The organism is Massilia alkalitolerans DSM 17462 (genome assembly GCF_000427785.1).
Taxonomy (GTDB): Bacteria; Pseudomonadota; Gammaproteobacteria; order Burkholderiales; family Burkholderiaceae_D; genus Telluria; species Telluria alkalitolerans.
This window is the reverse complement of sequence record NZ_ATYR01000029.1, coordinates 35,408-50,825: the sequence shown is the minus strand read 5'-3', so window position 1 is coordinate 50,825 and position 15,418 is coordinate 35,408. Positions and strand designations below refer to the sequence as shown.

Genomic DNA, 15,418 nt, shown 5'->3' with positions numbered 1-15,418 from the left:
CATAGCTGCCGATACAGCATCCGCAGCTCGAACACTTGTGGCTTCCCATGCTTTCGCAGTCGTCGTCGGACATCGTGCTGCTGGCAGAAGCCATCGACATATCGTCCTGCATACCGCTGTCCGCCATTGCTGCCTGCATGTTATGCGCAGGGTGCATGACCGGCTCGGTGCTAGCACCAGCGCGCGAAGCGTTCGCCATGGCGCACTGAAACATCGTGACCCCGGCGATACTTTGTATCGGCAGAGAGACGAACAGGAGACACAATAAGAATGTCCGTAGCCTATGACGCATGCGGCGAATCTAGCATGTCCGACACGTGCGGCGCACACGTTTCGCTAGAGCAGCAGACCGAGGGTCGCCGAGTATCTTATCACTCGGCAACCCAACCAGACCAGGCCTTGCTGTCCCGGCCTGGCTGGTCTTCCGTCAGCACAGATGGCCAAGTCGGGCGTCAGACCTTGAAATCGTCGAACGCGACCTGCGCATCGTGCACTCCCATCTCGCGCAGCATCCTGCGTGTAGCGTCCAGCATCGCTGGCGGACCGCAAACGTAGAAGTCGAGCGAAGCGATGTCGCCGCGACCGCGCAGCAGGCCGTCGCGGACCGCCTCGTGCACGAGGCGCACCGGTTCGCCTCCGTTGCCTGGCGCCTCCGAAAGCACCAGGTGCCACCGGAAGTTCAGGTGCTCCCGGGCGAACGCTTCCATCTCCCCGACATAGGGCGCATCGCGCAGGCTGCGCGCGCCGTACCAGAAATGCAGCGGCTCGCCGGCGCCTTTCGAGAGGAGTTCATGGATCATGGCGCGCAAAGGCGCCATGCCCGCCCCGCCGCCGATGAACACCTTCTCGCGGCTGCCGGGCTTGAGCGCGAAGTCGCCGAACGGGCCGCTGAAGCGGACCTCGTCGCCTTCCCTGAGCGTGTACATGTAGCCGCATCCCCGGCCTGGCCTATCCCCCGGCATGAAACGCACGAGGAAGGACAGCTGGCCATCCACCTGCTCGACCGGAACGGAGATCGAATAGCAGCGGCGCACCGGCGCATCGTTCACCAGTTGCGCCAAGCCACCCACGGCGCGCCAGTCCTCGCGGTGATGCTCCGGAACGTCGATGTGACTGGCCTCGCGCGCATAGGCCGGCACGTGCACCTGCAGGTAGGCGCCGGGCCGGCAGTCGATCGGACGCTGAGGCCGCAGCGTGATCTCGCGCAGGAACGGGGTCAGCGCCTTGATCCCGGTGACCGTGGCGGCGTACTCTTCCTCCAGCGCGGCGGTGTCGGCTACCTCGATGTCGAGGCTGAGCTTCACCGGAAGGTTGCACGCGAGCCGGTAACCCGCCGCGAGCTTCTGCGGCGACAGCAAGGCCCGGTCGGCAGCCGTGGGCTCGGGCGCCTGGCCGATGCAGCGGACTTCGCAGAGGCCGCAGCTTTGCCCGCCCCCGCAGTTCGACGGCAGCTGCAGGCCCGAACGCGCAAGTGCGCGGAACACGGTGTCGCCTTCGGCCGCATCGATCGAACGCGCCACTTGCCCGGCGCCGCCGAGCAGGTTCACGCGGCGCTGCCTGCGCCAGCGCGCCGGCACGAACTCGGCCAGGCGAACGCTGGTGAACAGGAGCCACACGCCGCTCAAGGCCATCCACAGGCCGCCGATCGCACTCGACACCAGCAGCGGGTTGTTGAAATCGATGCGCTCACTGTAGTCCATGATGTGGAGCATCCAGAAGATGTCGAACAGCCGCCAGGTGCTGTTGCGGTGCTCGAGCACGTTGCCGGAGACGCTGGAGACATAGACCGTCGTGTCGTCCGCATCGGCGAAGTCGATGCGCCATACGGGTTCCTTGTGTGCCCGCGCCTCCAGCGAATAGTTCAGCAGGCGAGGCATTGCCGGCTTCCCGCTGCCGGAATACGAAGCGCTCGCGATCGCCTGTGCGAGCGGCGCGTCGACCGACACGGTGCGGCCGTCGGTCGCGCTGACCAGCCAGCTGCGCTTGTCGTTCTGGAGCCGGTACACCGGCCGCTCGAGCAGCCAGCCGGAAGTGATCGCCATGACCTTGTCAGTGCTCGCGGCCAGTACCGCTTCCGGGGCCAGTACATTCGCGGGCCAGGCGGCAGGCGCCGGCGGCTTGATGCGGAACTCGCGTCCCTGCACCTTGTTCGCATCGAGCAGGCTCATCATCACGCCACTCGACATCCATAGCAGGAACTGGATCCCGATGATCAGTCCAACCCACTTGTGCAGCTTTCTCATCCAGTGGCTCATGCTTCCGTCCTCCTCTGGAAGCTGTAAAAGAGCAGCCACACGCCGCTCAAGGCGAATGCCAGGCCGCTGATCGACGCGACCCGCAGCAGGGTATTGTTGACGTTTTCGCGCTCTTCATAATCCATGATGTGGAACATCCACACGAAGTCGAACCATCGCCACAGTTCATGACGGCGTGCGACCAGGTCGCCCGAATACGGCGAGTAGTACAGCGTGCTCTTGCCCGGCTCGTCATAGTGCACGGCCCACAGCGGCACCGGCCGCGCGCCGACCTCCTGCGGAGCCTTGGTGACCCACTCGATGCAGCGAATGCTGCCCTCCCCCACGTAGGCGGCGTCGGCCAGCGCTGCGATGCTGTCCCGGTCGAGTGGACTGATGGTCTTGCCGCTCGCCGCATCGATCAGGCTCGTCGTCTTGCCCTGCTTGATTTCGTAAACCTCCTTGCCGAGCAGGCGCTTCATACGGACCGACGTGATGCCCGGATGGTCCGCATGGAGCTGTGCCTGCGTGGTGCGAGGGCTGGACGGCTCGAGCTGTTCGGTCGGCACGTGCGCCAGGTGGTCGCCATGGATCACATCGATCGGTACCACGACCATGTACAGGCCGCTGATCATCCATAACAGGGCCTGCACCCCGATGACCAGTCCGATCCATTTATGGGCGCGGCGCACCCAGAAAGCTGATTGCATAGTATTGACAGTGAAGTGAGTAACCCGGCCCGCGCGACGGGCCGGGATCGGAACGACCGGCTTTATATCACGGCCGGCGGTCAGAACTTGTAGCCGAGGCGGACATGCCAGCGGCGTCCAAGTAGGTCGTAGGTCATCGTGTCGGTATTCCCGTCAGTCCAGCTCTGGATATACGGCGGACGTTTGTCGAACAGGTTGTCGACGCCAAACGAGAGCGCCATCGCCTTGCTGAAGGCGTATTTGACGCTGGCGTTGTGATAGAGGACGCTCGGCGCACGGGCGCCGATGTCTTCCGGCGCGGCATTGATATCGTCAGCCTTGCCGATGTGCTGGACCGTGTAGGCCCCCGACCACGGCCCCTTCGCCATGGTCAGCGACGCGGTCGAACGCCATTTCGCGTAGCTTCCGCGGCCGCCGGTGATCTTCCCCGCGTATTCGATCACGTCGCCACCGGGGAACGGCGCGACGTCGAAGCGGTTCAGGCGCGAGACATCGGCCTGCAGGGACGAGGTCCAGCCGAACAGCGAGAAGTCATACAGTGCGCCGACGTCGATGCCCGACACCCGCTGCTGCGCCGCGTTGGCCGGCTGCGAGGACAGGAAGTTGATTTCGCCGGTACGCGGATCGCGCGTGAAGCTGGACGGGTTGCAGAAGATGTGGCTCAGGCCCGGCGAGTTGTAGCACACCGACAGCTTGGTCGATCCCGGCACGGTCTCGATCGCATTGTCGATCTCGATGTTGAAGTAGTCGAGCGTCAGGGTCAGCGCCTTGGTCGGCGTCCAGACAGCGCCCACGGTGAAGGTGTCTGCCTCCTCCGGTTCCAGGTTCGGGTTGCCCCCGCCGGTGGTCAGGATCGAGGGACCGAACTGGCGGAAGCCCACCGGCACCCCGGATGCCTGGCAGTTCTTGTAGACCGCCGAATTCGGGTCCATGGTATTCCAGTTGTTGCATGGGTCGGTCGTGGTCAGATTACCTTCGGACACGCCACCGAACAGTTCGGGAACGTTGGGAACGCGAAACGCGGTCGAGCGGTTCGCGCGCACCTTCAGCGACGGGATGACCTGCCAGTCCAGACCGAGCTTGTAGGTGCCCTGGGAGCCGAACAGGCTGTAATCGGAGTAGCGCGCGGCGGCATTCAGGTTCAGCGCCTGCACCAGCGGCAGCTTCGCCAGCAGCGGAACGGACAGCTCGGCGAAGATCTCGCGTGCGCTGTACTCGCCGGCGATCGGATCCATGGCGGGCGTGTTGGCGGCGCCCGAGACGATCAGGCTGTCGGGATCGCGCCACCCCTGCTCGCGACGGTATTCGAAGCCAGAGGCGAAACCGACCGGGCCGGCCGGCAGCAAGAACAGCTCGCCGCTGACGCTGGCATTGAAGCTCTTCTGGTCGTTGCCGCCGTGGTCGCGTGTGGTGAAGTGGATGTAGTCCAGAACGGCCGGGCTGAGGTTTCCATAACCGAGGTAGTTGCCGCAAGGCGCGGCCGTCGGGCTCTTGCCGCAAGTGGCGGCATTCAGGGTCGCGTCGACGCGGTCGAGGTTGATGATGTTGGTCATCCCGTCGATACCGGTGTTGCGGCCCAAGTTCAGCGATGCCGACCAGTCCCAGGTATCCGCCAGCCTGCCCTTGAGTCCGGCGACGACGCGGAAAGTGTTCGTCTCCTGGAAGAAGTAGCGCGGTCCGACTTCTGCCACGCGGCGGCGCTCCAGCGTCAGGTCCTGGCCGGTTGGATTGGTCGGGTGGCTCGCTGCGATATTGATCGGACGGTACACACCGATGGCGCCCGGCGTTGCCAGCTGTTCGGATTTCCGGTTCGTGAACATCAGTTCCGTGAACAGGTCCACCTGGTCGTTCAGGCGGAGGTTGCCGAAGGCGCTGACGCCGATCCGCTTGATCGGGTTGACCGCGTTGAGGAAGGGGTTGCTGTTGTAGGCGTGCTTGGCCGCGCTGTAGGTCTCGAACCCGCGCGGATTACCGTTGGGATCCTGGTTGAAGTTGACGCGGCGGCCATCGGCCAGGCGTGCACGGCCGCCGATGGTCGACGAGCTTCCCGAGCAGACCAGTTCTCCGTCCTCCTCGAACAGCGAGCATGGCGCACGCGACGCCAGGTTAACCGGTCCGCTTTCGGAATAGTTCAGGGAGGAGACGAGCGATCCACGCTCGCCGCGCATGCCCCACACCAGGTCTACGGACTTCTCGTCGCCATCGCCGCGATCGGTCTTGCCGTAACGGACGGCAGCGTCGACGCCGTCGAAGGCCTTCTTGGTGATAATGTTCACCACGCCGGCGACGGCATCGGCACCGTAGATCGCCGAGGCACCGTCCTTCAGCACTTCGATGCGTTCGATCATCGCGACCGGGATCATGTTCAGGTCGACCGAGCTGTTGGCCCCCGTCCCGCCCGAGACGACGCGCCGTCCGTTCAACAGGACCAGGGTGCGGTCGATGCCCAGGCCACGCAGGTTCACCTGCGTGGTCCCGTAGCCGTTGCTGGTCCAGTAGGCGCTGGACTGGTTGCCCGCGGTGCCGGCCGACGACGGCAGGCGCTGCAGCAGGGTTTCGACCGAGATTGCGCCCGAACGCTGGATGGTCTCGGCATCGATCACCGTTACCGGGCCCACGCCCGAGATCTGCTCCTGGCGCAGATTGATCCGGCTGCCCGTGATCTGGACACGTTCCATCCCGGGACCCGAGGCGGGGTCGCCAGTCGTCGCAGGTTGCTGTGCGTGCGCGCCCTGCTGCACCATCATCAGTGCGAGCGCGGCAGTGGTTGCTGGGATGTACTTGTAAGCCATTTACCCTCCGGGTTTTGTTTTTGTGAAGACTCAGGATCAGCCGTGACGCAAAGCGCACGGCAACAGACGAAACGACACTGGAAGCAAGTTGTCTATACAGATAAGCGCTTTTTTTTAATTTATTCGCAAAATGAAGTGAGCGCAACAAAAAGCTATTTCTGTGCCAGTAGGCCACATAAAAAATTGTGAAACCGGTTTAAACCGATGGTTGTTTGAAATTTGGGGCCTGCGGGGTGGACGGGCAAAGCTCCGCCCATGTGCGTGGCGATACCGCTCACACATCCCGTTTTCATTCGACGACACCAATCCGGATTGCCCTTCAGCCCAGCAGCCTGTCAGACCGCAGACGAGCGAAAATCGTCGTCGGACCATGGCGAGTGCACATGGGTATGGCGTCGGCCGCCGGGAACGGAACGTCGGACTGCCACCCTTGGTCGTCTGGGATGCACAACCAAACGGCGCGCTTTGCTACGCAAAGCGGACCAGGCAAAGACAGGATCAGCCGCAAGTGTCCGTTTCGACGCATGTCGATCAGGCAGCTCGAGGGGGACGTTCTATGCGGGCAGGAATATGCCCGGGGAAGGAAGAGAGTGAAAATTGCCGGACGTCGCTTACTGCTTCTTCGACAGCGGTGCCGGAAACGACCGGGGGTGGCGCGGCCGCACCAAGGCAGCAACCTGTGCAGGTTCCACAACCAGCACGCTCGTGATCGCTCTCGCAGTCTTCGTCGGACTGGCTGGCGCCCTGCATGGCTGCGACATCGTGCTCGTGCGATTCTTCATGCGTGGCTTCGTGCATCATCTCCGCCATCGGCATGTCGTCCGCCTGGACACTGCTGTCGTCCAGGGGATGATGGCTCATGCCGCATTCGAATCTCGCCACTCCCGCGATGCTTTGCATGGGCAGGGAGACGATGAGCAGGCACAAGAAAAATAGCCGTAACCGATTCCGCATATGGTCAATGTAGCATGACACGGCCGGGATCGGCACTAATTTTGTTGCACCTGCAACATAAAATTGCGCGCCCGTTCTCGCTGCCCGATGGTGGTGCGCCCGTTCCGCCACCTGCCCCGGAATGAAGCAGATTTTTCATGCTTTCGGGCGCAGGTCGCGTCTGCGCATCAGCAGGTACACCGCCGGAACGACAAACATCGACAGCAAGGGGGCGGTCACCATCCCGCCCACCATCGGCGCGGCAATACGCTGCATGATTTCCGACCCCGTGCCGGAGGTGATCAGGATCGGAACCAGCCCGGCAACGATGACCGCGACCGTCATGGCCTTTGGCCATACCCTCAGCACCGCCCCTTCCCTGATCGCGTCGAGCAGGTCGGCTTCGGTGCGCCGGCCGGCCCTGCAACGGTCGTCCCAAGCGTGCTTCAGGTACAGGAGCATGATCACGCCGAATTCGGCAGCCACTCCCCCAAGCGCAATGAAACCGACTGCACTCGCGACCGACACCTGGTGCCCAAGCGCCCACAGTAGCCAGATCCCGCCAGCCAGTGCGAACGGCAGTGTCGCCATGATCAACGCCGCCTCGCCCATCCTGCCGAAGGTCAGGTACAGCAACACGAAGATGATCAGGAGTGTCGCCGGGACCACGACCTTCATCTTCGCGCTTGCCCGCTCCAGATACTCGAACTGCCCCGACCATGCGATCGCATAGCCCGCCGGAAGCATCACTTCCTTTGCGACCGCTTCCTGCATCTCGCGGACGGCGGACCGGATGTCGCGTCCCGCGATGTCCACATACACCCAGCCGGACGGGCGCGCGTTCTCGCTCTTGATCATCGGCGGGCCGTCGTTGATGCGCAGGGTCGCGACGTCGCCCAGGCGAATCTGGCCGCCGCGCTCGGTGAGGACCGGCAGTTGCCGCAGCTTCTCCAGCGAGTCGCGGATCCCGCGTGGATAGCGCACGCTAATCGGGAAGCGCTGGAGGCCCTCGACGGTTTCACCGATCGTGTCGCCGCTGATCGAGGCCGAGACGATGCTGTGGACGTCCGCAATGTTCAGGCCATAGCGTGCGGCCGCGTCGCGGTCGACCGTGACATCGATGTAGCGCCCGCCACCGAGCCTTTCGGCCAGCGCCGAGCTGACGCCCGGGATGCGCTTGACGATACGCGCGACCTCGGCCGCGACGCGGTCGATCGCCTGCAGGTCGGTTCCTGAAATCTTGACGCCGACCGGGCTCTTGATCCCGGTGGCGAGCATATCGATCCTGTTCCGGATCGGCGGCACCCAGATGTTCGATAGCCCGGGCACCTTCACCACCCGGTCCAGCTCCGCCACCAGCTTGTCGGGCGTCATGCCTGGCCGCCACTGGTTGCGGGGCTTGAACTGGATCGTTGTCTCGAACATCTCCAGCGGCGCGGGATCGGTCGCCGTTTCGGCCCGGCCAGCCTTGCCGAACACAGTCTGCACTTCGGGCACGGTCCTGATCAGGCGGTCGGTCTGCTGCAGCAGTTCCGATGCCTTGCCGGCCGACTGGCCGGGCAGCGCCGACGGCATGTACAGCAGGTCGCCTTCGTCGAGCGGCGGCATGAATTCGCCGCCGAGCCGCAGCAGCGGCCAGGCCGTCACGACGCAGACGAGCGCCGCGGCAAGCAGGGTCGCCTTCGGATGGCGCAGCACCGCGTCCAGCAAGGGACGGTACAGCTTGATCAGGACACGGTTGACGGGATTCCTGTGTTCTTCAGGGATCCGGCCGCGAATCAGGTAACCCATCAGGACCGGGATCAGCGTCACCGCAAGGCCGGCCGCTGCGGCCATCGCGTAGGTCTTGGTGAAGGCCAGCGGCGCGAACAATCTGCCCTCCTGCGCTTCCAGGGCGAACACCGGCAGGAAGGACAGGACGATGAGCAAGAGGGAAAAGAACAGGGCCGGGCCGACTTCGACCGCGGCGTCGCCGATGACGCGCCAGCGCTCCTCGCCCTTCAGTTCCTGTTGCGGATGCGCGTGGTTCCAGGCCTCGATATGCTTGTGCGCGTTCTCGATCATCACCACGGCGGCGTCCACCATGGCGCCGACGGCGATCGCGATGCCGCCCAGCGACATGATGTTGGCGTTCACGCCCTGGTAATGCATCACGATGAAGGCAATCAGGATCCCGATCGGCAAAGTGACGATCGCCACGAACGCTGAACGCAGGTGGAACAGGAAAATCGCGCAGACTACGGCGACGACGATGAACTCCTCAACCAGCTTGCGCTCCAGGTTCGTGACGGCCCGCTCGATGAGGCCGGAGCGGTCGTAGGTCGGGACGATCTCCACGCCGGCGGGCAGACCCGGTTTGAGCGTAGCCAGCTTGGCCTTGACCGCCGCGATGGTGTCGAGCGCGTTCTTCCCCGACCGCATCACGATCACGCCGCCAGCCACCTCGCCTTCGCCGTTCAACTCGGCGATACCGCGCCGCATTTCCGGCCCGATCTGGATATGCGCGACGTCCCCCAGCCGTACCGGAACACCCGCCTCCGTGCTCAGGAGGGGAATTTTCCGGAAGTCGTCGAGCGACTGCAGGTAGCCCGACGCGCGCACCATGTACTCGGCTTCGGCGAGCTCGAGCACAGAGCCGCCGGTCTCCTGGTTGGCCTTGCGTACGGCGTCGACCACTGTGCTATGCGCGACGTTATGCGCCCGCATCCGGTCCGGGTCGAGCACGATCTGTTACTGGCGGACCATGCCGCCGACGCTGGCCACTTCGGCAACGTTGGGGACGGTCTTGAGCTCGTACTTCAGGAACCAGTCCTGCAGCGCACGCAGCTGCGAGAGGTCCATCCTGCCAGTACGGTCGACCAGTGCGTATTCGAATACCCAGCCGACACCGGTGGCATCGGGACCGAGCGACGCCCTGGCCTGGGTGGGCAGCCGCGACTGTACCTGGTTCAGGTACTCGAGCACCCGGGAGCGCGCCCAATAGGGATCGGTGCCGTCTTCGAACAGGATGTAGACGAAGGAATCCCCGAAGAAGGAATAGCCGCGCACGGTCTTCGCGCCGGGCACCGACAGCATGGTGGTCGTCAACGGGTACGTGACCTGGTTCTCGACGATCTGCGGCGCCTGCCCCGAATACGCGGTGCGGATGATGACCTGCACGTCCGACAGGTCGGGAATCGCATCGAGCGGCGTGCGTTGCAGGGACCAGATGCCCCAAGCGGTAGCGATGACGGTCGCAAGCAGGACCAGGAAGCGGTTGGCGATGGACCAGCGGATCAGTTTCGCAATCATCCCCCAGCTCCCGTCCCGCCGCCGGATGTGCGCACCATCCTGGTGATCGCGTATTCACCCTCCGGAGTCTGGCGGAACTCGAAACTGACGGTATCGCCCACCTTGACACCGGCGGGCAGGACATCGGGCGCGAACTGGAAGTCCATCGTCATCGCAGGCCACTTCAGGCTTGCGACCGGTCCGTGCGACAGCGTGAGACTGTCCTTCCCGATCGCCTCCACCTTGCCTTCAGCTTTGTGAATGTCCGAACGTTCCACCGGGGCTTCAGTGCCAGCCTTCGCGTCCACGCCGGCTTGCGCAGCTTCGTTCATCCTGCTGACCACACCCCTCAGGCTGGCTTCCGAATCAATCAGGAATTGCCCCGACACGACGACCCTCTGCCCTGCTTCCAGTCCCTTGCGGATCTCGGTCCGGTCGCCGGTCTCCGCCCCGACCTCGACATCCACGGGCCGGAAGCGGCCCTTGTCCTCGGCAAGGATCACGAGGGAGCGTTGTCCCGTCAGGATGACCGATTCGGTGGGAACACTCAGGACGTCTTCGCGGGCTGCCGGCACGAAGACCACGTTCGCAAACATGCCGGGCACCAGCTGATGCCCGGTATTCGCCAGCTCCACCCTCGCCTTCAATGTCCGGGTTGTCGCACTCACGTCGGGCAGGACTGCGCTGACCTTGCCCTTGAAAACCGCGCCGGGCATGACTGGCGTGTGTGCCTCGACGGCGACGCCTGGACGGACCTGCCCGGATAGCGCTTCCGGCACCTCCGCATTCACCCAGATGCGGTCCAGACCGTTGATACGGAATAGCGGCGCTCCTGCCGACACGGTCATTCCCTCGCGCACGGCCAGGTCTGTTACGACACCGCTGGCAGGCGCGCTCAAGGTAACCCGTGCCACCACTTTCCCGGAAGAGACAACCCGGCGCACCTGGTCTTCCGTCATGCCCGCCAGGCGCATGCGTTGGCGGGCAGCGTCGGCCATGGCGTCCGTCCCCGATCCAGTCATTCGCCTGACCGCAAGATACTCCTCCTGAACGGCGATCCATTCAGGAACATAGAGTTCCGCGAGGGGCTGGCCCTTGCGTACCGGATCGAGCGGAGCCCGCACGTGGAGGCGCTCGACGAAACCGTTGCTCCGTGCCTGTACCAGTGTGACGTCGCGCTCGTTGTACGCCACGTTGCCGACCGCTTCGACGGCCTGGGTCATGCTGGACTTCGTGACCTCGGCGGTGCGCATCCCCAGGTTCTGCTGCAGCCGCGGATCGATCGCGACCCCGCCCTGCCCGCCCGCCTCGTCAGCAAATACCGGCACGAGCTGCATGTCCATGAACGGAGACTTGCCAGGTTTGTCAAAACGCTGGCCCGGCACCATGGGGTCATGCCAGTACAATACGCGCCGCCCCGTGGCGGGATCGACCATGCCGTCCCCGCCAGGTGGTTGCGTAGGCGTGCCGGTAACGGTGCCGGCCTTGCCCATCTTTGCGCCATTTTGCTCGCCTAGCCAGTAGAGGCCGTAACCAGCGACGGCGGCAGCGCCCGCCACAAGCACTACCCCCACGATTCGCTTCGTGTTCATTGGCGCCCTCCGGTGATCTGCATGCCTGGTGCTGTCGGCTCGCCTTGTGGGAAGAGGAAGTTCAATTGCGCCCAAAGTCGGGCGGTCTCGGCTTCCAGCTGCAGGGCCTGCAGCCGCACGTCGACCTCCTCGCGCCTCGCCGACAGCACGTCGGCCAAGCTGGCCTTGCCACCGCGGTAGGCGGCCAAGCTGGCCTCGATCCGGGCCTGCGCCAGCGGAACCAGTTCACGCGAGTAGCGGTCGATGCGCTCACGGTTAACGGTCCATTCGTCCATCATCGCGCGTACCTGGGCGAGGTCCGACCGCAATGCTTCCTCATTCTCGGCCTTGAGCTGCTCCACGGTGGCCAGCTTCGCAGCCTGGGCACGATCCTGCCGGTTTTTCCGGTTCCACTGCAGGGGGACCGACACGGCGACCGATACCATGTCCGAATAGGCAGGGCCGCGCTGCTGGTACGCCAGTTCGACACTCCAGTCAGGGTTCCGGTCCGCCTGGGCCAGGCTCGACTCGGCGGAGGCCACTTCCTGTTCCCGCACGAGCATGCGGTTTTGTGGACGCTGCGCGAGCTGTCTGTCCAAAGTTGCAGGAGAGTCAGGCGAGCCTGCGAACGATCATGACCGCGCAGCCGATGTCGGCCGACATGCATGCGCCCATCGCCGGCCAGCGCACCAGGGTGCGACACCTGGCTGAGGACGCGCGCGAGCGGCGTGCGTTGGCCAGTGACGACTGGAGAAGCGAATGACTTCCCCCGCGATGATCCGCGCGGGAATCCCGCTGCCGGGCGGCCGCCTGGTCGAGATCGCACGCGATGCCGGCCTCCCCGTTCTTTTCTCGGCAAACGCCTTCATGCGACGCAATGAACTCGGCGAGATCACGAGCGTGCGCACGGTCGATCGCGCCCATTTCGGTGGGCTAAATGCAGCCTTAGACAGTGGCGGCTTCGTGGCGGCGTCAAAATATTTTGGTTTCCCCTGGTCGATTGACCAGTACCTCAATTTGGTCGAATCCTACGACTGGTCCTGGTACGCGAGTATGGACCATTGTGTCGAACCGGAGATCGCCGGCGACAAAGCTGGCGTGATGTTCAGGGTCGCTGAGACCGTCCGAATGTTCAGTGCCCTGCGCCGTGCTGCGGCTGATCGTGGCCTTCCGCCACCCATGCCGGTGCTGCAGGGCTGGACGCCCGCGCAGTACGTCTACTGCGCTGACAAGCTGCCTCTCTTGGAATGGCCCGAACTGATCGGGATCGGCTCTATGTGCCGGAGGAATTTGCATGGCGAGGTAGGAGTTTTCGCTGTTCTCGACACCCTCGACAGGATCTTGCCGCCACATACGCGCGTACATTTGTTCGGGGTCAAAGGCAGAAGCATGCAGCACCTGGGCCAGCACCCGCGCATTGCAAGTATCGACTCCCTCGCGTGGGACTTCGCTGCCCGCAAAGAACATCCCACTGGCCGCACGATGGACTTGCGAGGCCAATTCATGCTGGACTGGGTATCGAAAAACCGAGCAGCCGCGGCCGGCACGCAGGTGAGCCGCACCGCATCTCTGCTCCCTGTCGAAGCGGAAGAGGTGGACGAGCATATGGGTGCCTGGCTGGACCTGATCACAGGAAACGAAATCGACGGGCCAAACCCGGCCTGGCACGCGGAGCAAGGGTTCGAACAGCTCTTCCCTGACGAAGACCAAGACGAAGAAGGCGGAGAAGAGAACCCGTCCGAGAGCACTTTCGCACCAGCCTAACTCCCGACTTTATTAAGGAAAGTAGAATGTCAAATAACTATTACGACGCCACTGGCGTGATTGTGCTGAACAACGTGACCCCAGTCATCAAGGCCTTGTTCGGTGCATTCAATCTGGATGAAAGCCAGCCGGGCGACGGCCAGGTCTACATCGCAAGCATGTCCGAGTCCGATGAACCCACCTGGGATGAAATTCACGACGGGCTTGCGTCTCTGGCGAGCGACCTGAATCTGCCGCTGCCCGATCCCGCCAACGAATCCATCCAGGACTACCTGCGGTTGCTCGCGCAGCACTTCGGTACTGCGGAGGATGTTGCATTCAACAAGCTTCTCGACACCTACGAATTCGAAGGTGGCGCAAGTCTCAGGGCCGTGTTCGCGCTTGCGAACCATTTCGACGACGGCCACGGTTTGAAGGCGATGAAACTGGAAGGATGCTGGCATGGCGATCGCCCCAGGCTCTTCGAGTTCGGCGGAGATGGCCTGTATGTGAGCCGCAATGTGCGCTACAGCGTCGATTCGTCTACTGCGAAGGACTTCGGCAATGACCTCGAACAGGCGCTGACCCGCAACGACCTGGATGCCGCAGCGAAGCACCTCGCGCTGCAGGTTGAGAAAATCCTGGGCTCGGTCGTGGACACTGGCACGCGCGCGCAGCTGGAAAATAAACTGGCCGTGCTGATGACCGAGAAGCTGGGGAACGCTGACCTTTCGACGATGTTGCGCGATCGCAGGGTCGCCCTTGCTGCGTGGGGCATTGGCGACGCGCTTCGCCTGGTTCAGCAGGATGCCGAACTCCAGCACAACAGTGTGGATGAAGTGCACATGCAGCATCTCGCACAAACCTTGCTGACCCGCGTTCGCTCGGATCTCGAGCAGAACTTCGACAAGCCTGGTAGTGGCTGGGTCGCGACCCACTGGGAGGAGCTGAAGGACGCGCTGGCGAGCACTGGCCAACTCTACTGCCCTGCCGGCGAGCAAGCCGATGAAGACGATATGAACGGGCCGGGAATGGGCATGTCGTGACGCCATCTTCGATCACCAGCGCCATGCTGCGGGAGTGGGTTACCGCGCACATGGCGGCCAACGACGGCGCAGTCCCGCACGCGCACTCTGGCGCCATCGCTGGCGCCGATCGAACCTGGTTGTCCGTGAACGACGCGATTCGCACTGGGAGGCTCGGCTTCACAACGTGCACCTCGCTGGCCGAATGGCTCGCCGACCAGTACCCACAGCTCAAGCGAAGTCGGTCGGCCCGCCTGACTGCCGACAGGATCAACGAGCTGGTGACCGGGTACAGGACTTCGCACGACGGCGAGTTCCCTTTCCGGGAGTCCGGCAGGATCGCTGGCCACAACTTCACCTGGGCGCACCTCGACAACACCCTGATCCAGGCAGGCAGCAGTCTGGCGAAATGGATGCAGAAGCATTATCCCGAGTTCGAGGAAGTGCCAGAATCGCGGCTGCGCCGCTGGGTCGAGGACTATGCCGATCGGAACGCCCGCGCGCTGCCGACAGCGAAGTCCGGACCGATCGAGGGCACCGGCTGGACCTGGGGCCAGGTCGAGAGCAGCATGGCGCGCGGCACCTGGCGCTGGGTGGTGGGCGAGAGCTTGGCCAGATGGCTGGATCGCACATATCCGGACGAGCGTTTTCTCACGCCGGCAAACCTGCGCCGGTGGGTCCGGGACCACGTAGCCATGCACGGCTGCTTCCCTACCAAGGACTGCGAGACGCCTGTGGCTGCGAAAAGCGGCTGGACGTGGGAGAGGATCAACGCCGTGATGGAGCGGGGGGCGATGGGCTGGTCAGAGAAGATGCGCCTGAGTGTATGGCTAGACCAGGAATACCCGGCTGTACGCCTGCTCACCCAGCCCAATCTGCATGCCTGGGTCGGCGCCTATGTCGGTGTGCACGGCCATTACCCGACCCGACAAAGTCTCGGTGCGGCCGCGCCAGGTGGCCGCTGGAGCTGGCTCCAGATCGACAATGCCCTCAGGCGCGAGACCGCGGGATGGATAGGGAAAACGACCCTTGCCGACTGGATCGAGGATCACTTGCCCACCACGCCATCCCAGCTCGAGGCCGATCTCGATGAGAACGAAGGGCTCGGACAGCTGGCATTTGCATGACGGCCGCCGGAGA

9 protein-coding genes and 1 pseudogene are annotated in these 15,418 nt (G+C 63.8%); 4 read left to right on the top strand and 6 right to left on the bottom strand.

What is annotated here, in order from left to right:
• Nucleotides 1-452 precede the first annotated feature (452 nt).
• The 3 genes from YWC_RS0122230 to YWC_RS0122220 form a co-directional block, all read right to left on the bottom strand.
• On the bottom strand, nt 453-2,243 hold the full coding sequence (locus YWC_RS0122230; protein ID WP_169728148.1) for a 2Fe-2S iron-sulfur cluster-binding protein: 1,791 nt from the start codon (nt 2,241-2,243) through the stop codon (nt 453-455).
• A gap of 8 nt (nt 2,244-2,251) precedes the next feature.
• On the bottom strand, nt 2,252-2,944 hold the full coding sequence (locus YWC_RS0122225; RefSeq protein ID WP_027867371.1) for a PepSY domain-containing protein: 693 nt from the start codon (nt 2,942-2,944) through the stop codon (nt 2,252-2,254).
• Between the two features lie 80 nt (nt 2,945-3,024).
• Nucleotides 3,025-5,736 (bottom strand): TonB-dependent receptor, encoded by a 2,712-nt coding sequence (locus YWC_RS0122220; RefSeq protein WP_027867370.1) that lies wholly within the window; start codon nt 5,734-5,736, stop codon nt 3,025-3,027.
• Nucleotides 5,737-6,333: 597 nt separating this feature from the next.
• On the opposite strand from YWC_RS0122220, the gene YWC_RS0122215 reads away from it, so the two are divergent.
• Complete coding sequence (locus YWC_RS0122215) at nt 6,334-6,672, top strand: hypothetical protein (RefSeq protein WP_027867369.1); 339 nt, start codon at nt 6,334-6,336, stop codon at nt 6,670-6,672.
• 153 nt (nt 6,673-6,825) lie between these two features.
• Here the strand turns inward: YWC_RS0122215 and YWC_RS30350 are convergent.
• The 3 genes and pseudogenes from YWC_RS30350 to YWC_RS30345 all read right to left on the bottom strand — a co-directional run bounded on the left by YWC_RS30350 (nt 6,826) and on the right by YWC_RS30345 (nt 12,073).
• A pseudogene (locus tag YWC_RS30350) lies at nt 6,826-9,960 on the bottom strand (efflux RND transporter permease subunit).
• Nucleotides 9,957-11,531, bottom strand: a complete 1,575-nt coding sequence (locus YWC_RS0122205; RefSeq protein WP_027867368.1) for an efflux RND transporter periplasmic adaptor subunit — start codon at nt 11,529-11,531, stop codon at nt 9,957-9,959. Before YWC_RS0122205 ends, YWC_RS30350 begins: the two are co-directional and overlap by 4 nt.
• A complete protein-coding gene (locus YWC_RS30345) occupies nt 11,528-12,073 on the bottom strand; it encodes a TolC family protein (protein WP_051306653.1) in 546 nt (181 codons plus the stop codon). Before YWC_RS30345 ends, YWC_RS0122205 begins: the two co-directional genes overlap by 4 nt.
• 196 nt (nt 12,074-12,269) lie before the next feature.
• Between YWC_RS30345 and YWC_RS30340 the strand changes: the two genes are divergently transcribed.
• The 3 genes from YWC_RS30340 to YWC_RS0122185 are packed head-to-tail and all read left to right on the top strand — an operon-like array spanning nt 12,270 to nt 15,405.
• Nucleotides 12,270-13,274, top strand: coding sequence for a deazapurine DNA modification protein DpdA family protein (locus tag YWC_RS30340; RefSeq protein WP_156923839.1), 1,005 nt, complete (start codon nt 12,270-12,272; stop codon nt 13,272-13,274).
• Nucleotides 13,275-13,300: 26 nt separating this feature from the next.
• A complete protein-coding gene (locus YWC_RS33010; RefSeq protein WP_051306651.1) occupies nt 13,301-14,299 on the top strand; it encodes a hypothetical protein in 999 nt (332 codons plus the stop codon).
• On the top strand, nt 14,296-15,405 hold the full coding sequence (locus YWC_RS0122185; protein WP_027867367.1) for a hypothetical protein: 1,110 nt from the start codon (nt 14,296-14,298) through the stop codon (nt 15,403-15,405). Before YWC_RS33010 ends, YWC_RS0122185 begins: the two co-directional genes overlap by 4 nt.
• Nucleotides 15,406-15,418: the final 13 nt, after the last annotated feature.